The 19,710-nt window shown below is 48.7% G+C and carries 15 protein-coding genes; 4 read left to right on the forward strand and 11 right to left on the reverse strand.

The features are described from left to right. Window positions 1-305: 305 nt before the first annotated feature. From AYR61_RS01215 to AYR61_RS01225, 3 genes are all read right to left on the reverse strand, one after another. Entirely contained in the window at window positions 306-1,940 is a 1,635-nt protein-coding gene (locus AYR61_RS01215) for a peptide ABC transporter substrate-binding protein (RefSeq protein ID WP_065901136.1), read from the reverse strand. Between the two features lie 852 nt (window positions 1,941-2,792). After that, complete coding sequence (locus AYR61_RS01220) at window positions 2,793-4,202, reverse strand: APC family permease (protein WP_065901138.1); 1,410 nt, start codon at window positions 4,200-4,202, stop codon at window positions 2,793-2,795. A gap of 964 nt (window positions 4,203-5,166) precedes the next feature. Then, window positions 5,167-6,276, reverse strand: coding sequence for a lactate oxidase (locus tag AYR61_RS01225; RefSeq protein ID WP_056987380.1), 1,110 nt, complete (start codon window positions 6,274-6,276; stop codon window positions 5,167-5,169). A 192-nt stretch (window positions 6,277-6,468) separates the two neighbouring features. Here AYR61_RS01225 and AYR61_RS01230 point away from each other — a divergent pair, with 192 nt between their 5' ends. From AYR61_RS01230 to AYR61_RS15275, 3 genes are all read left to right on the forward strand, one after another. After that, entirely contained in the window at window positions 6,469-7,005 is a 537-nt protein-coding gene (locus AYR61_RS01230; protein ID WP_054708815.1) for a TetR-like C-terminal domain-containing protein, read from the forward strand. A gap of 105 nt (window positions 7,006-7,110) precedes the next feature. After that, the gene (locus AYR61_RS01235) at window positions 7,111-8,139 is read left to right on the forward strand and encodes an amidohydrolase family protein (RefSeq protein ID WP_065901149.1); all 1,029 of its coding nucleotides are present in this window, start codon (window positions 7,111-7,113) and stop codon (window positions 8,137-8,139) included. Between the two features lie 85 nt (window positions 8,140-8,224). Continuing rightward, window positions 8,225-8,824, forward strand: a complete 600-nt coding sequence (locus AYR61_RS15275; RefSeq protein WP_065901152.1) for a hypothetical protein — start codon at window positions 8,225-8,227, stop codon at window positions 8,822-8,824. A gap of 635 nt (window positions 8,825-9,459) precedes the next feature. On the opposite strand, the gene dltD is transcribed toward AYR61_RS15275, so the two are convergent. From dltD to AYR61_RS01275, 7 genes are all read right to left on the reverse strand, one after another. After that, window positions 9,460-10,722, reverse strand: a complete 1,263-nt coding sequence (gene dltD, locus AYR61_RS01245; protein ID WP_065901155.1) for a D-alanyl-lipoteichoic acid biosynthesis protein DltD — start codon at window positions 10,720-10,722, stop codon at window positions 9,460-9,462. After that, window positions 10,719-10,952 carry a D-alanine--poly(phosphoribitol) ligase subunit DltC gene (gene dltC, locus AYR61_RS01250; RefSeq protein ID WP_054708825.1) on the reverse strand — a complete coding sequence of 78 codons (234 nt, stop codon included), beginning with the start codon at window positions 10,950-10,952 and terminating at the stop codon, window positions 10,719-10,721. The genes dltD and dltC overlap by 4 nt, the downstream gene beginning before the upstream one ends. Window positions 10,953-10,963: 11 nt before the next feature. Continuing rightward, a complete protein-coding gene (gene dltB, locus AYR61_RS01255; RefSeq protein ID WP_065901156.1) occupies window positions 10,964-12,181 on the reverse strand; it encodes a D-alanyl-lipoteichoic acid biosynthesis protein DltB in 1,218 nt (405 codons plus the stop codon). Continuing rightward, the gene (gene dltA, locus AYR61_RS01260; protein WP_056987381.1) at window positions 12,174-13,661 is read right to left on the reverse strand and encodes a D-alanine--poly(phosphoribitol) ligase subunit DltA; all 1,488 of its coding nucleotides are present in this window, start codon (window positions 13,659-13,661) and stop codon (window positions 12,174-12,176) included. Before dltA ends, dltB begins: the two co-directional genes overlap by 8 nt. A gap of 32 nt (window positions 13,662-13,693) precedes the next feature. Then, window positions 13,694-13,882, reverse strand: a complete 189-nt coding sequence (locus AYR61_RS01265) for a teichoic acid D-Ala incorporation-associated protein DltX (RefSeq protein ID WP_054708830.1) — start codon at window positions 13,880-13,882, stop codon at window positions 13,694-13,696. A gap of 1,037 nt (window positions 13,883-14,919) precedes the next feature. Further along, entirely contained in the window at window positions 14,920-16,308 is a 1,389-nt protein-coding gene (locus tag AYR61_RS01270) for a sensor histidine kinase (protein WP_065901157.1), read from the reverse strand. Next, on the reverse strand, window positions 16,305-17,000 hold the full coding sequence (locus AYR61_RS01275; RefSeq protein WP_065901159.1) for a response regulator transcription factor: 696 nt from the start codon (window positions 16,998-17,000) through the stop codon (window positions 16,305-16,307). The genes AYR61_RS01270 and AYR61_RS01275 overlap by 4 nt, the downstream gene beginning before the upstream one ends. Window positions 17,001-17,176: 176 nt before the next feature. Between AYR61_RS01275 and AYR61_RS15670 the strand changes: the two genes are divergently transcribed. After that, entirely contained in the window at window positions 17,177-17,302 is a 126-nt protein-coding gene (locus AYR61_RS15670; RefSeq protein WP_263850007.1) for a hypothetical protein, read from the forward strand. Window positions 17,303-17,504: 202 nt separating this feature from the next. Here the strand turns inward: AYR61_RS15670 and AYR61_RS01280 are convergent, their stop codons facing one another. Continuing rightward, window positions 17,505-19,283 carry an ABC transporter ATP-binding protein gene (locus AYR61_RS01280; protein ID WP_065903696.1) on the reverse strand — a complete coding sequence of 593 codons (1,779 nt, stop codon included), beginning with the start codon at window positions 19,281-19,283 and terminating at the stop codon, window positions 17,505-17,507. Window positions 19,284-19,710: the final 427 nt, after the last annotated feature.

The raw sequence follows: 19,710 nt of genomic DNA on the forward strand, positions 1-19,710 counted from the left end.
TGGTCAGAGTCCGTTACACGTTAGCCCCGTGCCTTGTGGAACTCGTTTCGACGTGGTTGCCTAGAAAGTTCACGCTAGGAACTTTAACCCTTAACTACTTGTATTACCAGAAACTTTACAACACTCAAAAAAGACCAACACATCTCTGTGTTGGTCTTTGGCGACGTGGGGACATGTTCTATTGCCGAAACGTGCTCCACAAGCCAAGAGGTTGCATGTAAGCGACTTCCGTCACCAAATCCAAACCCGGGATTTGATGACGAAAGTCACTTACACTCCACCTCTTAAGCGGCTTGTTCCGCACTCTACTTCAAGTAAGTACTCTTAAAATTCCACTCCTCACCAGCAGTGTTATGAATAATCCCCTTCACCTTAGGATTCTGCAAGTAAGATGTCGTTTGCTGATACAGTGGCGTCATCCCTTGATCCTTGGTAAACAGGCAGCTGGCCTTCACGAGGTCGTTCCAACGAGCTTCCTTATTGTTGGCATCCTGGTTTTCCGACTTCTTGATCAGCGCATCATACGCCTTGTTGCTGTATTTACCGTAATTGTATGAGGTTCCCGTTTCTGGAATCTGCAGGAAGGTAATTGGGTCCTTGAAATCAGCACCCCAGCTAGAAACAGTCATGTCAAATTGGCCTTTTTGCCCATCTGAATCAGCAATCTGTTGAGGGACTAGTTGAAGATTCAGCGTAAACCCAGGTAAAACAGACTGTAATTGTGCTTTAAGATATTGCGTTAAAGGACTTGAAGCCGTAACATCACTGGCAGCAATCACACTCAGGGTCAACTTCTTCATCCCAAGTTGTTTCATCCCCTTCTTCCAGTAGTACTGGGCCATCTTCTTATCGTATACGACACGGTCCTTGACCTTTTGTTCCTGGCCGAAGTCCTTACCAGTTTTTGGATCAGAAGCTAAGCCACTCGTTACGAACCCGGTTGGGGTGGTTGAGCCGTCGCCCAGAACCTTCTTGGTCAGCTGATTACGGTCAATAGCCAGCGAAATCGCCAACCGAATGTTGCGATTATTGATGGCTGCCCGGCGCGTCTTGTTAGGATCCTTGAAGTTGTACTTGAGATACGTGATGTACGCAAAGGCATACTGCTTAAACGCTTTGTTGTTTTGGTAGTTCTTAACCTGTTCACTCGACAACGGTGTCAGGTCCAGTTTATTTTGCTGGTAGAGATCCAATCCCGTTGAGTTGCTGGAAACGATTTGGTAATTGATCTTACTGAGTTTCACAACTTTTTTATCCCAGTAATCGTTATTCTTGACGAAGGACCACTTGTTGCCGGTACCGGTCCAATCCTTGACCTTAAATGGTCCAGAATACACGTTGTATTGGGACTTAGTTGCGTACTTCTTGCCATACTTGTCGACCACTTTTTGACTCTGTGGTGCAAACAGCGAGTACGTCATCAAGACTTTAAAATAGGCCACCGGCTTCGTCAATGAAACGACAACGGTGTGCTTACCTTCCGCCTTGATGCCCAGTGTATCGGGGTTAGCGTTACCCGCATTGATCTTGGTCGCGTTCTTAATGCTGCTGAATAAATAGGCATACTGCGACTTAGTAGCTGGATTAACAGTCCGGCGCCACGAATAAACGAAATCCTTCGCGGTGATGGGAGTGCCGTTGCTCCACTTGGCATTACGCAATTTGAACGTCCAGGTCTTCCCGTCCTTAGAAACTGTACCGGACTTTGCTAATCCCGGCGTTACTTTCCCATTTTTGCCCAAACGATAAAAACTTTCGTAGACGTTCCCAGTCTGACTAAAATCTGTCGACTTTGAAATATCCAGTGACCCGATCGGTGCGGACATGCTGAGATTCAGCACCTGCTTGTTACTCGTGCTGGACTGTTTACCACAAGCGGCCAGCAATACTGCGGCGCCCGCCACCATGAGCGTGGCGAGTAATTTTGTTTTCTTAACCATTTTTACCATCTATCTCCTATTGACCCAAATTATGACGCAAAACACCTCTCCGAAACGCCACACCTCCACCAACGACGGCACGAAAAAAGTGCCCCAAGACCACCACTGGCCCTGAGACACTTCCCCTGTTCACGCATCTTCTTCATCCGTATTTTAGGACGATAAGAAGGCAACCTCATGAACGTTTTGGAAATCACGGTCAGCAAGCTTGTTGTTTTGACACAAACACATTTGACAACATACTGATAACATGTGATTTCCTCCCGGCTTCGTTTTTTTGATAGGTTAAGCATAGACGCTTGGTTATGAATAGTCAACAAAATTCTGAAAGCGGTTTTTGACTCAATACTTCTGCGGTGATGCCGTTTCGTTCCACTGGTCGGCCCTGCAGGCTGTAGTCAGATTGTGGAGCAGGCCGGGTAACTCCCAGAGTGTAAGGCCGAACGGCTCCACTACGCTACGATACTTGTTATCGTTAACGTAGATGATAAGACTGCATGAGCGGTGCTATAAAACCTGCTAATTGAACGTCATTAATGAGTAGTACACTTTAAGAAGCATTGCTGTCAATAGGCTGACTGGCAGTCAAGGACGGATTCTCTACAAACTCGTTTTAACGCCATTGTGATGCTTAACCAGTGGTAAAAAGTAAGCTCAATGTCAGTGGAATGCAGCAATTTGGCACGGAGCTGTGGTGTCGACGTCAGTTAGCGACCGTCCTTGGGTCGGTTACTGATGTGCGAGACGATGAAGATCCATTCGAGAGCTGCGCAGCAGAAATCGAATTAGCTTCATCGCGAGCCACTCTCAGCAGAGTGCCAAATTGCAGAATGCAACGGACTAACAGTCAGATTAATCTTTCTGCAACTGGCTGTGCCAAATGCCATAGGCAAAGTAAAGCACCATCCCAAAGGCAAACCAAATTCCTGAAACGATCCAGGTTTCCAACGGTAACTGTGACAGCATCCAGATGCAAAGCAGGGCCGAAATAATTGGCAACACTGGGTACCACGGGACACGGAAGCCGTCGTTTTTAATGTCCTTGCGCCGCCGCAATGGAATAACCCCGATGGACATCATTGTGAAGGCAATCAACGTCCCGATATTGACTAATTGGGTCAACCGGTCCAGTGAAACAAGGCCGCCCATGACGGCGATGACAATGGTCACCGCTGTTAAACTGACAGTTGGTACTTGATGTTTTTCTGAAATCTTCCCTAACCGTTTTGGTAACAGACCGTCCCGACCAATCGAGTAGATCAAGCGTGATGAACTGTAGATCATAGACAACATCATGGTGAACATGCCGGCCATGGCACCCACGGAAATGATACCGGCGACCCAGTTTTGATTGACCAGCTGCAGCGCATATGAAACCGGTGCGGCAACGTTGAGTTTCGTGTAGGAGACCATTCCAGTCAGTACCCCAGCAACCGCCACGTAGAGCACAGTACAGATGATCAGCGTCCCAAGGATCCCAATCGGCATGTTTTTCTTCGGGTTCTTAACTTCAGCCGCCGAAGCAGAAACGCAGTCAAACCCCAGGTAAGCATAGAATACCAGTGACGCACCCCGCATCACACCGTGAGGCCCGTATGGCAAGAATGGGTGCCAGTTGCTTGTTTTGACGTAAAACATCCCAACAATGACGAATAAAATAATAATGGCAATTTTGGCAACCACGATAATGTTATTAATGCGCGTGGTCGTTTTCACGCCCTGCGTCAGCAATAAACTAATGGCCAGCACGATCACGACCGCAAAGATGTTAATGTAGGTGCCGTGCGCCGGGTCAAAGCTCCCCGTCAGCGCTTTGGGAACGGTAATGCCAAACCCTTTGAGAAATGAGATCAAGTAGGCTGACCACCCAGTAGACACGGCCGCCACGGACAACATGTACTCTAGCACCAGCGCCCAGCCGATGATCCAGCCAATGAACTCGCCGAAAATGATGTTGCCGTAGGAGTACGCGCTCCCAGCAACGGGCAGCGCAGACGAGAATTCCGCGTAACACATCGCAGCGGTGGCACACACTAATGTTGCGAGCACGAATGACAAGACGATACCAGGGCCGCTGTACAGCGCAGCCACGGTGCCGGGAAGAATGAAGATCCCAGTTCCGATAACTGTCCCGACTCCCAACAACAGTAAATCCTTTGCGTCCATCGTTTTTGTCAGTCGTTTATCCTTATCTAAGTATCGATCCAGTGTCTCGCGCTTTGTTAACCGCCCAACTAGTCGCGTTATCCCTGTATTTTCCATGTTTTCACAATCCTTTCATTTGCCCACCACGATCATCCGCCCAAACAAAAACGCACCGGGGAATAGTCCGCCGGTGCGTTAAATCACCGGAAAGACAGCCGAAGCGTTACGCCTAGCCGTCTTCCCGATCCGTTAAGAGAGTGCCATGTTAAGACCTCTTCTTTAACTGGACTGGACGATAGCCAGGCTCGTTAAAGAAGAAGCTAAATCGATTCAATTGATGTAATTGCGTCGTTAACATGGTCATACCCCTTTCGTTAATTGATTGTCGTTATTATACCTGATTGGGGAGATTAAAGTCAAATGAGAAAACAAGAGAGTGCGGAGCAAGCCGGTTAGGAGGCGGAGTGTAAGTAACTCTGGTCAAAAAAGTCCGGGTCTGACTTTTTTGACCAGAGTTGCTTACACAGCAGCCTCCTGCCTTGCGGAGCACGTTTCGGCAATGTAAAAGTAGCGCTCTGGAATGCCGCTCCACTCCGCTGATATTTGCGGTTAGCTATAGAAAAGGGCTATCAACTACGCCGCGAAACATAATGTTACTTATACTTAACTACAGTAACTAATTTACACCCATCAATAATCACCATAACTAGGTTCGCTGCCTTTCGATGCTTCGCAGTCGAGGGCGGATAATCTTCGAACTGTCTTTGACTGTATGCTGATATTTAACCAACGTCACCAATATGCTCATAGTTAGTGGAATACAGCAATTTGGCAGGCTGTCGTGGTGTCGACATCAGTTAGCGACCGTTCTTTGGTCGGTTACTGATGTGCGAGACGATGGAGATCCATTCGAGTGGCGCACAACGACAATCGAATTAGCTTCATCGCGAGCCACTTCGACTGCCTGCCAAATTGCGGAATGCAACGCACTTGCCCACCAAACTATAAATTGACCACTTTACGCAACAAAAAAACGACCAAGCATCGCTCAGTCGTTTTTGAAATTCAATTGAATTGTTCACTAATACTTAATATCCAGCAACGGTGCATGCTTCACATCCGCAATGGTCTTGGTACCAGCCAATTGCATGATGATCTTCAGTTCATCGTTTAGATGGGTAAAGACGGATTCAACACCTTGAGCACCACCGAGTGCCAAACCGTAAATGGCTGGGCGACCCATGGCTACCAGGTCTGCACCTGATGCCAGTGCCTTAAAAACGTCTGAACCGCGACGGACGCCGGAATCAAAGATGACAGGGACACGATGGTTAACGGCTTTTGCGACGCTTTCCAAAACGTCGAAGCTGGCCGGGCCACCGTTTAATTGACGGCCACCATGGTTTGAAACGTAGATACCAGCGGCGCCAGCACCGATTGCGTATAAGGCGTCCTCTGGTGATTCAACACCCTTAACGATAACGGGCAGATCCGTGTATTCGGCAATGCGACGCACGTCGTCTGGGCCGATCTTTTGAGCAGCAGCGGCATAGATATCAGCAATACCCTTCCCCTTACCGTCGCCTTCACTGAACTTGGTCAGGTTAGCCATTGGAATTGGGAACTGGAAGTTGTTAATGATATCTGCTTCACGGTAACCATCAACAGTGGCATCGACGGTGAGGATGATGCCCTTCACGCCTGCCTTCTTTGCTTCATCCAACAGGGATTCGTTGAAGCTCCAGTCCTTGCTCATGTAGAGCTGGAAGAATTGAGGAGCGCCATGACCGCCAGCTGCTGTGTCAGCAATTGATGTTGATGAATAAGTGCTTTGCGCCATCAAGCCACCAGCTGCGGCAACCCCAGCAGCCGTATCCACTTCACCTTTTGCGTGGGCTAAGCCCTGTGCTGCGGTTGGTGCCATCATGATGGGTGTCTTCAAATCGATACCAAAAACAGTGGTGTCTGTAGATGGATTTTCAATGTTGCTGAGGGCCTTTGGAACGATCTGCCGGTGCTGGAATGCCGTCCGGTTTGCACGTAGCGTCCATTCGTCTTCTGAACCACCTGAGATATAGCCAAACCCGCCAGTAGGAATGATAGCCTTTGCTTTTCCTTCCAACTCAGTTAAGTTTAAAATGTCCAATGGGTTTTCATTTTCGTTTTGTTCGTAACCGTTTGTTAATACCATAGTGTAAGCCCTCCAAATGTGTGATGTCGTTTGTCTTAATGTCATCTACTCTATCACTTACATTTAGTAAGCCAATAGTTTTACACTTACTTTTTGTAAATAAAATAAGCTTAACTGTTAAAATGACCTCTACGCCATTAAAATAGAAGGTAACCGGAAACACAATCCCTCAGCGCTAGAAAGGAACCCACCATGACCTACGACTCGCAAAAAATGAACGACCGCCGAGACGCGCTGTTCGCAGCGCTGCTCATCCTGCTCAAGACCAAACCGTTATCAAAGATCAGCGTGACCCAGCTTTGTCAGGAAGCGCACGTCTCGCGGATGTTTTATTATCGCAACTACACGAGCTTTGAGGACGTGATTACTGAAAAACTGGAACGTATTTTTAGAAACCAGATGCGGTTTATGGAAAAACACCATTTCACCGATCCAATCCAGTTTGGCACCCTCTTCTTTTCGTTTTACCGGACATATGTTGATGAACTCAAAACGTTTATCCGCTCCGACCTTAAATATTTGATCTACTACATTTTTAAGGATGATATCATCCAGCTCTTTCAACACGGAATGCTGCCAGAGAATCGGCTGATGAGTGACCACTACTGGCAGGCCTTTGTTTCTGCCGGATTAACGGAAACCCTATTTGACTGGGTGATCAACGGGGCGGTCGAATCAGACGCCGAAATGGGCGAGAAAATTGCTCAGATCATTCACAATCCGAATTAGAAAGATGTTACATATTGTCGATAACCGTCACTTATTGATTGTCTCGCAGGACATTTGGCACTAAGATAATGCCTGTTCAATCAATACAGAAAATAGGTGATATCAATGAAATTAATTACATTAGAGGAACACGTTGGTTTTGATTACGCCAACAAAGAAATTACCGACTATTTAATGGCCCACCCAACGATGACGCCGGCTGAAATGAAGGAAATGGGACAGTCCTTCCAAGAAGGCCCTGTCGCTTACGCCCCTTCCGCCGACGACATGCAGGCCTTGGACGACCAGCGCATCGCCTACATGGATGCCAATGGGATCGACATGGAGGTCCTCTCGTACGGCGATGCCAGCACCAACCCTGACCTGTTACCAACGGATCTATCCGTGCCGCTGACCCAACGGATCAACGACGACATCGCGGCCACGATAAAACGGCATCCAGACCGCTACGCCGGCTTTGCGACCCTGCCAGTATCCGACCCCGAGGCCGCTGCAGCTGAATTAGAACGTTCGGTTACTAAACTAGGATTAAAGGGTGCCCTCCTGCTGGGAACGGACAACCAGAATAACTTCTTAGACGCAGATAAATTCTTCCCAATCTTTGAAATGGCCGCCAAACTTGATGTGCCGCTTTACATCCACCCATCCTTACCAAGTCCTGAAATTCAGAAAAACTATTACTCAGGCATGAATCCCAAGGGCTTGAACGCTGTGATGTCAACACCCGCATGGGGGTGGCACATGGAAGCTGGCTTACACGTGGCACGGTTGATCTTTTCTGGCCTCTTTGATAAGTTGCCTAACCTCAAGCTGATCTCAGGTCACTGGGGCGAGTTTATCCCTTACTGGTTAGACCGGTTGGATGAAGCCACGAACCCTGTTACCGAGAAGACATTAGCACACCCCTTCTCTTACTACTACAAGAACAACGTTTACGTGACCCCAAGCGGCATGTTCACCTGGCCGCAAATGCAGCTGGTGCTGAATTACATGGGACCCGACCACGTGCTCTGGGCACAAGACTATCCTTACATTAAAGGTAACGCCGAAGACTTCCTGCTTGGCACATCAATTTCTGATGCTGACAAGGAAAAAATCGCCCACTCAAACGCCGAAGGCTTACTTAAGTTGTAATTTAAAGTGTTTTATTCTTGAGTTTCTAATTGAACAGTTGTATTATTAACAATATTTAATCTAAACCTCAGGGAGGATTTAACTTATGACCCAAGATACTGCTGAAATTAGTGAATTAGTTGCCCGCGAACGGCTCTTTCGAGCACGCGGCAACGACGCGATTGCCGACTGTTACTACCCGGATGCCATCATCCAGACCAGCTGGCAATCAGGTCAACTTGATACCTTTATCCATTCAGAATCAAAAGAAGTCGACCACCGGTTCCCAATTATTGGCGCGACCAGCCCAGCAACCATTCACCAAAATGGCAACAAGGCCTACGTCGAAGTGCCAACGAACACGCGGATGCGCATGGTGATCAACGGTGTCGTTGGTGAAATCGAATCCTTTCGCAGACTGATCGACTACGTTGAAAATCGTAACGGCGAGTGGAAAATTGCCCGCATGATCTCCATCAACGAAAGCGACAACCTGCGCCCCGTTGTTCCCGGAACCGATCTAGGCATCACCCCCGATGACCTAAAAGACTTCCGCCCCTCCTATCAATTCCTATCCTACGTCCGAATCGCCGCTGGCGGCAGCATCAGCCAAGATCTGCTTGGCACTGACCGTCCTGAAGACGTCGCCAAACTCTACGGTGACGCCGAGGCATGGCTGGCTGAACCTTTGATGCCAGCTAAGTAAACAGTAAAGTGCCCCACTGTCGCTGCGTTCCGTCGGTCGGCCCTGCAGGCTGTAGTGGGTCGCTCCGGAGCTATTGAATTTTCTTCAGAAATTCAAGGATCTCCTCCGTCTCCCGTGTTTGTAGGTGAGGAAAAGACCCTCACCAACAAACACCGACACTACTGCCTGCAATGCCGACCGACTCCACTCCGCTGATAGTTGCTGATAAATGGGTATAGACTGTATCGCCTGCAACAACGTCAACTTGCAACTCTCAGATATCTGACCATTAACCTCGATCATCAATTGGTTAGCTGACGGCGGACAATCAGCAGTCGAGTGCGGGTAATCCGCGAACTGTCATCGACTGTATGTTGATGTTTAACCAACGTCAACACTAGGCTCATGGGTAGTGGAATGCAGCAATTTGGCAAGCCGTCGTGGTGTCGACATCAGTTAGCGACCGTTCTTTGGTCGGTTACTGATGTGCGAGACGATGGAGATCCATTCGAGTGGCGCACAGCGACAATCGAATTAGCTTCATCGCGAGCCACTTCGACGGCCTGCCAAATTGCGGAATGCAACGAACTACAACCTCAACCTTTTACAACTCATAAAACGCGCACTACCATCCCCCGGTAGTGCGCGTTTTGACGTTAGTGAACGATATGATTAGCCCAAGTCTTGCTGAGATAATAGTCCTTGATGTGCATATGCGGCGTGGGTTGTTTTTGGGTGAGAAACGGTTTGACATGCTGGTCGACTGCGAGCCAACCGCGCCAGCCGAGGTGGATGGTGTCGGACATGAAGTATTTTTGACCGCCCTGGTTGCTGAGATCAACAACATTGGTGAAGCCTTGACTTGCCAGCTGTTGCTTAAGTTTGGCATTGGTCTGCCGCAACATCGTCTGTGAAAGCCCCGTGTAGGCCGCCCACTTGTTGTTGACCGGTGGCAGAATAAACATGGTGTTGGTGTGGTGAGACGCAAACTGGTTCAGCACGAGTTCAAAATCCGTGTACTCCGGCGAGCGCCGATAGTCAAAGTTGCGCTGACTATTCTTGAAGTGGCGAATACCCGCGGGTTTTAACCGGTGACGGTAGAACGCGTTGCTGATGTCAAATCGATTGTGCGTGTCGCGCTTACCTAGCCTATCCGCAAGTCTAGTCAACGCCGCGTTGTTATCCGTGGCTGGTAGTTGTTTTTCCGCCTTCGCAAGTTTAACCATACGATTAGTGACCATCAGTTGATCAAAATAGTGGTCTTCGTTTTGCAGGACGTGCAGCCGGGCTTCAAAGTAGGCGCGCTGGTTGCCTGTCAGGTTTTCTCCTCGCGCAAGGCGCTTCCAGGCACTGCGCTGCATTGTGCCACCGCCCTTGCCGGCAACTTTCAGCAGCCGTTTAGCCGTGATCCGGTCGACCTTGGTATTGGTCGCTCGCAGCGTCCAAGAAATGTCGCCGATTGATGTCTTGTAAAAGTTAAACGCCTGGTGATTCTGGCCCTGTTTAGTGAACCACTGCGGTGACAGTATGAAGACCACCTTTTTGTGATCCAAATTGTTGCCGAACGTCTGCATGGCCATCAGTTGACTGAGCGACTGCGTCCCGGGTTTTCCCAGCAGAAACGGCTGGTAATCGCGGTCATACTTATCGGCCAGCACACTTGGGTGCAGCGGATCCATCCGCGACAGTTCAGATGACCCGAAAAACGGCACGTACCCCAGTTCCAGTGCTTCGTTTTTCAGCGCCTGACCGCGGTAAACATTGCTCGATAGCGATACGGCTGCCTTATTGATCAGTGAGGCATCCGCCTGCGCGCCAGCTTCGTCTGTCTTGTGGTGCGGTGCAAACAGCAACAGTGCCACACCAATAACGGCGATGACCAGCGGCCCAATCAGTTGCCAAATGGGATGGCGTTTCATTGTAACGCGGTCACTTTCTCCACGATTTTTTCTGGGGTGTCCCACTGATTCCGGTCGAATTCAGAAATTGGGATGTCGATGTGGCACTGCTCATTTAATTCCATAACCATCTGAACGGTCGCCATGGAATCCAAGAGCCCCGTTGTAAAGAGGTTGGTGGTCATTTGGGCACTGAGATCAGTTGCCGTGAGGTCTTGTAAAACGTTTAAAACAATTTGTTCGTTTGACATAGTTTTTCTCCTTAATGTGTAAACCAAAGTGTATTGAGTTCGCCTGAAAAGATCAGGAAACTGAAACAGACAACGTTAAAGGTGATGCATACAGCTAACGCCTGCGTCCAGCGGTTATGCGGCAATTGGGTGCCGTGTCGTTTTTTAAACCGCAACCAAATGTCGTTAATAATAATGGCCGTCGCGTGAAACAGGCCGTAAACGATGTAGTACCAGGTCACCCCGTGCCAGAAGCCCATGATGAGAAAGTTCACCAAGTAGGCCAGTTGCGACACGCGGATCCGGTTCTTGACCAGCCGGTGCTTCATGACGAAAAAGGTAAATCGCATGAAAACGAAATCCCGGAACCAAAACGACAGCGACATGTGCCAACGATTCCAAAAATCCTTGATATTTTGCGACTTAAACGGTGCGTTAAAGTTCATCGGAGTCTTAACGCCCATGAGGTTTGAGACCCCCACCGCAAACAAGCTATAGCCGGCAAAGTCGAAGAACAGATACAGACTGTAGACGTACATATAAGCGACAAGCGACCACGACAACCCGGTACCAAAGAAGGCACCCCGGTTAGCTAACACGTGGTGGGCAACGTGCGGCAGCATCAACGTACCAAACACGTAACCGATAATGAACTTGTAGACGAAGCCCTGGAAAATGCGGATGATGCCCTGATTAACCAGTGTCAGATAATCCGCCCGGGCCGGAACCGCAACGTCATCTTGCTGAAAGCGCCGATAGCGGTCGATCGGCCCCGAAGTAATGGTTGGAAAGAACAGCAGAAATCTTAGAAATAAAAACGGCGAGACCTGTTTAATGGTGCCATCGCGCAGTTCCATGATGACCTGAACGGTTTTGAACGTCAGGTAGCTGATGCCAAGGAACCCCAATAGTGCCAGCTTTGGTAAATGTACCGCTGGCGATAGTTTAACAAGGGCTAATGGCAGGGCGCTGAGGACGACCAAGCTTATAAAGACGGCCGTTTGGTTGTGATGTTTGCGGTACCGGTCATAACCCAGCACTAGCGCCAATTGGTACACGACATACCCCACCAGCATGACGCCCTGGTGCCACTTTACACCGCCAAAGGTCAGCAATAAAAACGCCGCTGTCCATAGCGTCTCGTACCACCGCAGTCGTTTGCCGTAATACAGCCCGACCATCGCTGGCAACAATGTCACCACCAGAAGCACAAAGTACTGCGGATCCGCGTACGGTGACAAATTAGGCATGTGCGTTGACCTCGCTGATCAGCGCCTTGATGTCCACCTTACCATTGACGTTGTGCGGCAGTGAGTCGCGGAAAATGAACCGTTGTGGCACCATGTACGGCATTAATTTACCGGCCAATGCTTGGCGCAACGCAACCTGACTAGGCTGTTGGGCGCTCTTCGGGACGACCACCGCCAGCAGTTGGCTAACTTTGTGATTTTGATCATACTTCGGCACCGCCACCCCCTGCTTAAGCAAGGTCACTTCCGACAAAAAGTGGTTCACTTCTTCCAGTTCGATCCGGTACCCGTTTAATTTGATTTGAAAATCGACACGCCCCTTATAGAACAGCAGATTGTGGTCAAAATACCCAAGGTCGCCGGTGCAGTATGCCTGCAGACCGTTCGTCTCAAAGAAGGCAGATTTTGTTTTGGCCGGATTGTTAAGGTACCCCTTTGAAACGTTGAAGCCAGCAATGATGATCTCACCCGGTTCGTTAACGCTCGCACTGTCGATGGTCACCTGGGTTCCCGGTTTCACGTAACCAATCGGCAACCGGTCGTACGTTTGGAGGATTTCCGGTGTGATTTCAACAGCCGTCATCGCCACCGTGGCCTCGGTTGGGCCATACGTGTTCACAATATGCGCCTGTGGGAAACGCTGGTTGAGCTTGCTGGCGGTCTGGGGGGTCAACTCCTCGCCACAGAATAAGAAAGTGGAAAGTTCTGGATAGTGCTGCTGGTCAAAGTACGGATCAAGCAAGCAGATATCAACCAATGACGGTGTGGAGACCCAGATTTGAAGTGGCAGACTCGCCAAAGTCGTAAACATTGTGCTGAAGTTGGCGGTAACCGTCTGCGGCAAAACGCGCAGTGTCCCGCCATTCATCAGCGTGGGATACAGTGCCATGACAGAAAGGTCAAACGAGAATGGCGGCTGCAGCAGCACATCTCGTTTCATAAAGTTAAAGTCCGCGCTCATCCAGTTCACAAAACTCAACAGATTACGCTGAGTAATTTGAACGCCCTTGGGATTCCCCGTAGTCCCGGACGTAAAAATGATATAGAACGTGTCATCCAACGCTGTCTTGGACTTAAAATTGATTGGTAATGTTTGATAGATATTATTCAAATCGGCGTGGGTCGTCACTGGCACCGTCACTTTAATTGGCAACGGTTCAACCGCAATCACGAGCTCCGGTCTCGCCGTGTGCATGATACTGGTCAAGCGATCCGTCGACGAGTTGGTGTCGACCGGAATATAAGCGTGGCCCGCTTTGGCACAGCCGATAAAGGCGACCAGCATATCAAACGTCTGACCCCCATACACCATTACCGGTGACTTGGCCGTCAGGTGACAGGTCTTCAGGTAATTAGCCACGCTGTTGGACCGGTGCTCTAAGTCAGCGTAAGTATTCGTCTGTCCCAGATAATCAAATGCGAGTTGATCTGGCTGAGCCGTTGCTTGTTGCGTCAATGTTGTTAAAATATTTTTAATCATGATTTTGTCTCCTTGAACCCCAATTTGGCAATTTAAAATTCGTTATAAATGAAATGGGCGCCGTTAACGCCGCAGTAATCGTACAGATAAACCAGCGCTAAAATAATAACAAAGTAGCTAACGGTCTTGGCCGTAAAGGACAAAACTGCTGTGTGCTGGCTTGCCCAAGCGGTCAGTCTTGTGAGCAGCCGGCCGCGGACGTTTAGTAGTGAATTCACCATTGGTCATCCGTCCTTTCCTTATGAACTGACATCATTCTAGCCGGTCTTTATATCCCGCACTATTCACAGTTGGTAAGCATCATCTTAGAATTTCTAAGAATTGGGCTCAGACAAACTTAGAATTTCCTGACAATGCCTGTTTTATCGGTATTACGGGTTATTTACTGTCAGCAAAATAAGTGCAAAAAAAGCCCCACATTTCCCTTTTTTAGAAATGTGGGACTTAGTATGTTTTTCTCATTGTCAGATAACGAGTCCGTTGCATTCCGCAATTCGGCGCTCCGTGTAGTGGCTCGCGATGAAGCTAATTCGATTGTCGTCGTGCGCCACTCGAATGGATCTCCATCGTCTCGCACATCAGTAACCGACCAAAGTACGGTCGCTAACTGATGTCGACACCACAGCTCCGCGCCGAATTGCTGCATTCCACTCAGTTTGGATACACTTATTTCTTTGGTTAAGCATCTCAATGGCGTTAACCCTAGTTCGAAGAGAAATCCGCCCTCGACTGGTTTTTAGCCCATGATCAGTAATGCTTCACACTACGTTGCCGTGCTAGTATTTACTGATTTACAGCTTATCAAGCAACAGCTATGATGTTTTCAACCTAATGCTGCATTTACAGCATAGTGGCTATTTGTAAAAGTGACAACAATCAGACATAGGTCACTTTGGGACTTACTTGTATGCCTTTACCGCTATGATAAATATCGTAAAAAGTATCGCTAACAATGGACGAATTAGTAGTCGAGAGCGGATTCCTGCGCGAACTTGGTTTAATACTACTTTGATACTTAACCAGCGAATGCAGTTTACTCAAAGTGAGTGGAATGCAGTAATTTGGCACGGTATCGTGGTGTCGATGTCACTTGATAGCCGTCCTTTGGCCATTTAGTGACATGCGAGACGATGGAGATCCATTTGGATGGCGCACTGCGACGGCCAAATTAGCTTTATCGCGAGCCACTTCGATGCCGTGCCAAATTGCGGAATGCAACGGACAGCTATCTGTTATGCTTTCCTGGTTAACCACTCAACTAGCTATTAAGCGGAAAGGACACCTGAAAGATACTGCCTTGCGGTGCGTTGTCGACGATTTTGATTTGGCCGTGATTGGATACGACGAGTTGTTTGACGATGGCTAGGCCAAGGCCGTTCCCTGGGGTTGCTTGGTCAACGCGGTAAAACCGATCAAAGACTTTGGTCTTCTGGTCATCCGTGATCCCGCGTCCCTGGTCAGCGACGGTCATGATGGCGTATTGGCCGTCCGTTGCAAGCCCCACACGGATCTCGCTGCCGTCTGGCGAATACTTCTGTGCGTTGTCAAGTAGACTGACGAGAATCTGTTGGACGCTGTCCGGATTCGTTTTGGCTGTAATGCCCGGCGCAACGTTTAAGTCGATCGACCGTCGCATGCCATCCCGGTAGCGGTCGACGATACCGGTGACCGTTTCACTCAGGTCCACGTCGCTCAATGCTAGCGACTGCTGGCTTGCTCTGGAAAGTTTCAGCAGATTTTCAATCATAACCTGCATCCGCTTGGACTCCTTATCGATGAAATCCAGCGATGTGGGAATGATTTCTGGGTGGTCATCGCCGTGCCGTTTGATCATTTCGACATGCCCGCGAATGCCCGCAATGGGCGTCCGTAATTCATGCGATGCGTTGGAAACAAATTGCCTGTTAGCTTCCGACCGTTGGTTTAGTGACGCCAATAGGTGGTTAAATTCAATGGAAAGGTCGTGGACTTCCTGGGGCGTTTTCGGTACCGGCAACTGGGCGCTGCCCGCTGTCGCCACGTCCTTTGTATGCACCTTAGAACTGCGCGTCAGCTCTACCAGTGGCCGGTTCAACCGTTTGGCGACCAAGTAGATCAGTGCGGTGCCAATGATAAAACTCAATAGCGCGATGCCCAAGATAGTCGCGACAATTTTGCCTAACAGGTCAATCACGTCGTCCAGTCTGAGCCAGACGTCGTATTGAACGCCCGTTTCGTTTTGTTTTACATTTTGTTTCGTCACTGATTTCAAATGGTAGTAGTACACATTCTTAGACGACCGCGCAATGTGTCCCAGCAAGATGGGGTCGCTTGGTTTGGCCTGACTCTTCTTTAAAAAGCGCTGGGCATTTTTAGAATAGAAGGTCTGTCCTTTCTTATGCACCGGATTCGTGCGGACGCGAATGAACGTATTCTTAGTATCATTCGCCCGGCTGAACCGCCACCAGTTCCACATGGACCGGTCGCCGATAAACGACCGTTTCAGACCCTCCATCGTACTTTCAGTGGCTTCCTTGTGCACGTGGATCAGGTTGGCGCCCGCATACGAGATCACCGCCACACTGGTCAGCAGCGTCACGATCACCAGCATCAGTGCATACACTCGGGTAATTCGCGCCGCACTGGAATTAAACAATTTTTTGGTCATTTTGCATCCTCGCCTAACCGGTAGCCGACACCGCGAATCGTTTCAATCAGCGGCTTATCAGCGTACTTATCCAGCTTCGTTCTCAAGTAGCGGACATAGACGTCTACGATGTTCACTTGACCCTCAAAGTTCACGCCCCAAACGAGATCCAATAATTCATCCCGCGTGAGCGCCTCACCCTGATGCTGAATCAGGACCAGCAACAGTTCATACTCCCGCTGTGTCAGCTGGACGACGTTATCGGCATACGTGACCTGTCGCGCCTTGGCGTCTAATGTGAGGTTCCCCAGTTGATAAGTGTCATCACGATTTTCATGTTGCTGACTGTGCCGTAAAATGACCCGGATGCGTGCTAACAGTTCTTCAATATCAAATGGCTTCGTAATGTAGTCGTCAGCGCCTGCGTCCAGGCCGGACACCTTATCGCCAACGTAATCACGGGCGGTCATCATGATGATCGGCACGTCATCATTTTGTTTGCGGATCCGGCGAATGACCGCCAGCCCATCAAGCCCCGGCAGCATCCAGTCAAGGATCAGCAGTGAAATCTCATCCTTATGTGCGGCATACTGTTCAAGGGTGTCCTCACCCCGCGTGGCCGTGATCACGTCATAGTCTTCGAATTGCAGTTCCTGTTGCAGATATGAGATTAGGCTATCCTCATCTTCTACGAGTAAGATCGTTACTTTCATGGTTTAAACCCCTTTTTACTTGTGAGACAGGCCTGAAGGACACTCACAGGCCTGTCTCACGCGTTCATTTTTTTGATTTAGCGTGGTTCCCAGTGCCACGTTGCTTAACTTTACTCAATCATCCCAATATGGGATTCTTCATCTATTTAACCACGAGGTAGTAGGGTGCGTACAGGATGAGTGGGGGGATTTTAGGGTTTATTATTGTTTTTATGGGTAAGAAAAAGCACCCTGTCGTTGGCTTTGTGGCCTTGATGGGTGCTTCTCTGGTGGTGATGTTAATTTCTTTCAATGTTTATTAGTTAGGTTGGTTTGTAATTGGGTTGTGGGTTTTTGATTCTAGGGAGATTTGGGCTACTGGCTTTCTATTAGCCTCGAGCCGAAACGTGTTCCGAAAGGCACGGGGCTAACGTGTAACGGACTCTGACCAAAAAGTCAGGCCCGGACTTTTCGGTCAGAGTCCGTTACACACCGCCCCTAAACCGCCTTTCTCCACACTTTACTCTACTCAAACTGCGCATTATAAAGCCCCGCATAAGTCCCATTCTTCTCCATCAAACTATCATGCGTCCCCTGCTCCACAACCTCGTCCGCGGCCATCACCACTATCTTATCCGCGTTATGAATCGTTGAAAGTCGGTGCGCAATTACCAACGATGTTCTTGATTTCAACAAATTATCCAACGCGTGCTGGATCGCCTTTTCCGACTCATTATCCAGACTTGCCGTTGCCTCATCCAGGATAATGATCGGCGCGTCCTTCAACAAGGCACGCGCAATTGACAGGCGCTGTTTTTGACCGCCAGACAACTTCACGCCCCGTTCACCAACCTGGGTCCCAAGCTGGTCCGGCATCTGTTTCACAAAAGTTATCAGATCCGCCATCTCAATGACTTGCCAGACCTCTTCATCCGTTGCATCCGTCCGGCCATACAGTATATTGTCTTTAATGCTGCCATCCAAAATAAACACGTCCTGCGACACGATCGCAATGTGCCGTCGCAGATCAGCCATTTTAATTTTCTTAATTGGCACCCCGTCAAAGGTAATATCGCCGCTTTGCAGATCATAGAAGCGGTCGATCAATCGCGTGATCGTCGTTTTTCCGGAACCAGAATGGCCGACTAACGCAGTCGTCTTACCATAGGGAATGGTAAAACTAATGTCACGCAACGTTGGCTCGTCCCGTTTTTCGTTATCCTTCGCGTCGTATGAGAAATTGACCTTATCCAGATCAATCCCCGTTTTTAGCGTCGGAAACGCCACTGGATCAGTATCGTCCACAATTGTCGGTTCTTCCTTTAAAATCGTTTGAATTCGGCCGTATGAAACCAGTGCTTGCTGCAGTTGGTTCAACAGTCTGGTAAACGACTGAATTGGCGTCTGCACCATGGCAACGTACGTGATGTAGGCAACCAAGGCCCCAACAGTAAGTTGACCGTGCATGATAAAGTACGCGCCAAGCAACAGAATGATTGCCGTACCAACATAGCTAATGCCGTCGATCAGCGGGTTAAAAATCGCTTGATTACGTCCGGCATCGATCAGGTCTTTTCGGTTGGTTTGCGCCACCTTATCGAACCGTTTTGATTCCAACCCCTCACTCGTAAAACTCTTAATGAGGTCGATCTGGGTCAGGGTCTGCTGCATCTGGTTCGACATTCTTGCTTGGGATGCCCGCGCACGGTGAAAGGCATCGCGAATCCGTTTCCGGAACACGCGGTACACCAGAAATTCAAACGGGAAGGTCAAGCTCACCGCCAGCGCCATTTGCCAGTTAATATAAAAAATGAGTCCCAGCACACCGACAAACGTGAAGACGTTACCGATCATGCTCAGCATGTTGGCTGAGATCAGACTTTGCAGGTTGTTAATATCACTCGTCAGCCGGGTCATGAGATCCCCAGTTTTGCTAGATTCAAAGAACTTGGTATCCATTTTCAATAAATATTGGTACAACTGATTTCGCAGGTCCGTGATGGCATTTTGACTCATCACGCTCATGTAGTAGGTCGATAAATAGTTAAAAATACCGAGCACGAGCGCGGTCACCAGTAACCCGCCAATCGCCATAAACAGCCAACGATAATCCTTTTGCGGAATGACCTTATCAATGATAAATTGCTCGATCTGCGGCATGACGAACTGCAGTAAGGTGATAATGGTCAGTGCAATCACGTTGATGACGAGCAGCCAGCGTTTATTCAGCACCTTACCAAAAACAAATTTGAACATGTCCCACAGCGAGTTGTCGTTTGTCTCGGGATCATCTTGCGGCCCCATTTGCTTTCCGCTAGCATTGGATGATGCCTGCATATCATATGCCCCCTTTGTTCTTTCAGATTACACTATTCATTCATAGCTGATGTGAAAGTTACTATTAGTCGTTATTTTCTACAATATGCACAGTTTTGACTAAAAGAGTTTACAGCCGCAGACACCTAATTACCAGTAATTAGCTCTATTTTGTGTGTCTTAACCATCAGTTGTTCATGAACTGTAAATTATTTTATTGGGGATGCCTAACAATACTTGTAACTCAAGTAAAAGGTGGTATACTGATTTTGTAAGAAAGAGATGGTAGGTGTTTCAAAAAGTTGAGTGAGTGCTCAGCACATCATTTTAACCAGAACTGTCTCTTTTCTCAAAACCATCACATGGAGGTGAATTCCCCTGAATCAAACAGCAGCGCATCAAACCAGATATTATC

Origin of the sequence: Secundilactobacillus paracollinoides, assembly GCF_001702155.1 — a bacterium.
Lineage (GTDB): Bacteria > Bacillota > Bacilli > Lactobacillales > Lactobacillaceae > Secundilactobacillus > Secundilactobacillus paracollinoides.

Bases quoted from the DNA above. Each gene is read 5' to 3' on its own strand.
- AYR61_RS01215 (WP_065901136.1), bottom strand. From the start codon at position 1,940: ATGGTTAAGAAAACAAAATTACTCGCCACGCTCATGGTGGCGGGCGCC.
- AYR61_RS01220 (WP_065901138.1), bottom strand. From the start codon at position 4,202: ATGGAAAATACAGGGATAACGCGACTAGTTGGGCGGTTAACAAAGCGC.
- AYR61_RS01225 (WP_056987380.1), bottom strand. From the start codon at position 6,276: ATGGTATTAACAAACGGTTACGAACAAAACGAAAATGAAAACCCATTG.
- AYR61_RS01230 (WP_054708815.1), top strand. From the start codon at position 6,469: ATGACCTACGACTCGCAAAAAATGAACGACCGCCGAGACGCGCTGTTC.
- AYR61_RS01235 (WP_065901149.1), top strand. From the start codon at position 7,111: ATGAAATTAATTACATTAGAGGAACACGTTGGTTTTGATTACGCCAAC.
- AYR61_RS15275 (WP_065901152.1), top strand. From the start codon at position 8,225: ATGACCCAAGATACTGCTGAAATTAGTGAATTAGTTGCCCGCGAACGG.
- dltD (WP_065901155.1), bottom strand. From the start codon at position 10,722: ATGAAACGCCATCCCATTTGGCAACTGATTGGGCCGCTGGTCATCGCC.
- dltC (WP_054708825.1), bottom strand. From the start codon at position 10,952: ATGTCAAACGAACAAATTGTTTTAAACGTTTTACAAGACCTCACGGCA.
- dltB (WP_065901156.1), bottom strand. From the start codon at position 12,181: ATGCCTAATTTGTCACCGTACGCGGATCCGCAGTACTTTGTGCTTCTG.
- dltA (WP_056987381.1), bottom strand. From the start codon at position 13,661: ATGATTAAAAATATTTTAACAACATTGACGCAACAAGCAACGGCTCAG.
- AYR61_RS01265 (WP_054708830.1), bottom strand. From the start codon at position 13,882: ATGGTGAATTCACTACTAAACGTCCGCGGCCGGCTGCTCACAAGACTG.
- AYR61_RS01270 (WP_065901157.1), bottom strand. From the start codon at position 16,308: ATGACCAAAAAATTGTTTAATTCCAGTGCGGCGCGAATTACCCGAGTG.
- AYR61_RS01275 (WP_065901159.1), bottom strand. From the start codon at position 17,000: ATGAAAGTAACGATCTTACTCGTAGAAGATGAGGATAGCCTAATCTCA.
- AYR61_RS15670 (WP_263850007.1), top strand. From the start codon at position 17,177: ATGAGTGGGGGGATTTTAGGGTTTATTATTGTTTTTATGGGTAAGAAA.
- AYR61_RS01280 (WP_065903696.1), bottom strand. From the start codon at position 19,283: ATGGGGCCGCAAGATGATCCCGAGACAAACGACAACTCGCTGTGGGAC.